Origin of the sequence: Levilactobacillus wangkuiensis, assembly GCF_016861605.1 — a bacterium.
Classification (GTDB): Bacteria; Bacillota; Bacilli; order Lactobacillales; family Lactobacillaceae; genus Levilactobacillus; species Levilactobacillus wangkuiensis.
The window spans coordinates 1-2,457 of sequence record NZ_BOLM01000046.1 but is presented as its reverse complement, the minus strand read 5'-3'; the positions used below and the strand labels follow the sequence as shown (position 1 = coordinate 2,457).

Annotated in this window: 4 protein-coding genes and 2 pseudogenes; 2 read left to right on the top strand and 4 right to left on the bottom strand. The window is 39.0% G+C overall.

The annotated features are described in order from the left end of the window. Positions 1–96: pseudogene (locus JUF13_RS14340) on the top strand (IS30 family transposase); the annotation flags it as partial. Positions 97–766: 670 nt separating this feature from the next. Here JUF13_RS14340 and JUF13_RS14335 read toward each other — a convergent pair. From JUF13_RS14335 to JUF13_RS14320, 4 genes and pseudogenes are all read right to left on the bottom strand, one after another. After that, positions 767–982 (bottom strand): CsbD family protein, encoded by a 216-nt coding sequence (locus tag JUF13_RS14335; protein WP_125577927.1) that lies wholly within the window; start codon positions 980–982, stop codon positions 767–769. Positions 983–1,179: 197 nt separating this feature from the next. After that, positions 1,180–1,320: a hypothetical protein gene (locus JUF13_RS14330; protein WP_003681696.1), complete on the bottom strand. Its 141-nt coding sequence runs from the start codon at positions 1,318–1,320 to the stop codon at positions 1,180–1,182. A gap of 11 nt (positions 1,321–1,331) precedes the next feature. After that, positions 1,332–1,583 (bottom strand): GlsB/YeaQ/YmgE family stress response membrane protein, encoded by a 252-nt coding sequence (locus JUF13_RS14325; protein ID WP_003680323.1) that lies wholly within the window; start codon positions 1,581–1,583, stop codon positions 1,332–1,334. A gap of 14 nt (positions 1,584–1,597) precedes the next feature. After that, positions 1,598–1,906, bottom strand: a pseudogene (locus JUF13_RS14320) (Asp23/Gls24 family envelope stress response protein); the annotation flags it as partial. Between the two features lie 189 nt (positions 1,907–2,095). On the opposite strand from JUF13_RS14320, the gene JUF13_RS14315 reads away from it, so the two are divergent. Continuing rightward, positions 2,096–2,457 (top strand): recombinase family protein (locus JUF13_RS14315; protein WP_203640199.1); only part of this gene is annotated, 362 nt, incomplete at its 3' end.

Sequence of the window (2,457 nt, the reverse complement as noted above, 5' to 3'; positions counted from 1 at the left end):
ACGTTACTCCAAATTAACCAGCGACCGCTTAAAATACTCGACTGGCAAACACCGTATCAGGTTATGCTGACAAATTTGTCCAAAAATTCGGATTAAATTTGCAATCTACCGAATATCCACTAATAGTGTATATCTATAGTTACATTATTCCACTGCTCAATGGCCTGTATGAAAGTGAAGAGCCAGATTTCACAGAACAATTAAATTCCTATAGTAAAGACTTAGCAAAGGAGATTATTCTTGATTTAATTGGAGCAACGGGTATTGATATACAAGAATTTGATAAATTAGCTATGAAGCTTTAGTTGTACTAATTGCAAATGGGACTACGGAAACTTTTAATAGATTTATCGAAAAGTTCAGCTAATCACTGTTTTTTTTGCATATGGTCAGGAGGTGGCGATATCATGATTAATTCATAGTAAATACGGGTATGAGTTTCCGGAGTGGGCACAGGCGGGTGCTCGGCTCGATAAGATGGTGTAAGGATAATAGACGTCGTGCTAAATAGCGTGGCGTTTTTATTTTGCCCAAAATTTGGAGGTGGCCGGCATGGGCCAGATGGTAAATAGCAGATTTGGCCTTGTCAGTCGCACAGAGACACGTTGCTTGGGTGACTTAGAACATCAGCTTAAAGATGGACGGTGGTAACGTAAAAAGCCGCAGCGACCACATAAGCCGCGTATTACAGTGTGGAGAAAAAACAAGGTAACAAGCGTGAAAAAATAAAAGAAGACCAGATTTTGGTCTTCTTAAAAATGATAATTTATTTATCGTCTTTATCTAACTTTTCCTTTACGTTATCAACCGTATCTTTAACAGAATCTTTGGCATCTGACAGTTTATCTTTAGCCTTACCTAGAATACCTTGACCCTTACCTTCAGCTTCGCGGGCCTTGTCGTTCGTAACCTTGCCTTCAACTTCTTTAGCTTTTCCACTTACCTTATCTTTGGTGCTATCAATTTTGTCATCTAGACTCATAATATAACCTCCCATAATGTATTTGTTACAACAGTATTATTCCACATTTTAATTTGCTTGTCTAATAAGGAGATCCTACAAGAGATAGTGTGAATGACACTTATAAGGTAGATTGCAAATTTAAATATTGATTAACTGATCTTCAATTGCTCAATCATTTACGTTCTAAGAAGCCTAATACAGATAAATTTGGCTAATTATCCATGTAATTTTTGTTGCAATGTATCACCAATGCCATCTACTTTCTTAGCAGCCAAGACGGTGCCACCGATGAGGACACCACCTACAATGAGCGTAGAAGCAATCATAAACTTAAATACACTTTTCAAGACGTCCATAAAATTCCCCCTTACTTTTTACTGGTTCGACCAACAACTAATGAAACAATCAGAACTAAAATAATTGCCCCGATGATCGATGGTATCAATGCCATGCCAGCTAACGAAGGGCCCCAAGTGCCAAGGAGCCCTTGGCCAATCCACGCACCGATTAAACCAGCTACGATATTTGCAATCCAGCCCATAGCAGCACCACGGTTAGTGATTGCGCCAGCAATGGCACCAATGATTGCCCCGACGATTAATGACCATATAAGTCCCATATTTACTCACTCCCTTAGTTAACACGACTAGATTTATTGTCAGACGTTACTTTATCAATGCTGTCACCTAATGTTTCCTTCGATTTCTTTGCGCCCTTACTGACGGCTTCCTTCGTTTTGTCTGTGGCATCGCTCACGCGATCTTGCAGAGAAGTCGAATCTTTTTCATGTTGCTCCTTTGTCTTGACATCAACAACATTCACATTTACCTCAATTACTTCTAATTCGGTCATATTCTTTACTTCCCGAACGATAACATTTTTGATCTTGTCATACAGTTTAGAAATATCAATGCCGTATTCAGCAACAATGTCGAGATCCACCACCTTTACCATAATTATAGCAGGACAGTTGTGATGATGGAATTATATGCTCTTATAAGGAACCAATTAAGATTTTTGTTTGACTAAACCAATCTAGCCAATAGGGTATACCCTATTGGTCTTTTTTATTTCTGTGCTATACTAGGAATTACAAGCGTTCATTAGAACTGTCCAAAAGGAGAATTGGAAATGGCTAAAATCGGTTATGCGCGTGTGAGTTCCAAGGAGCAACATTTAGATCGACAGTTAGCGGCTTTAAAAGACGTTGATAAATTATTTACGGATAAATTAAGTGGGGCTAACACTAATCGGCCAGAACTGCAAAAAATGTTGGCCTATATTCGTGAGGGTGATATTGTCCTGGTCACTGAATTAGATCGCTTAGGCAGAAACAACCAGGATTTGACTAAGATCATGAACTCCATTCAAAATAAGGGGGCCACCCTAGATGTGTTGAATTTACCGTCCATGACCGGGATTGCTGACCCAAATTTACGTCAACTGATGACCAACTTGATTATTGAACTCTATAAGTATCAGGCCGAAAGTGA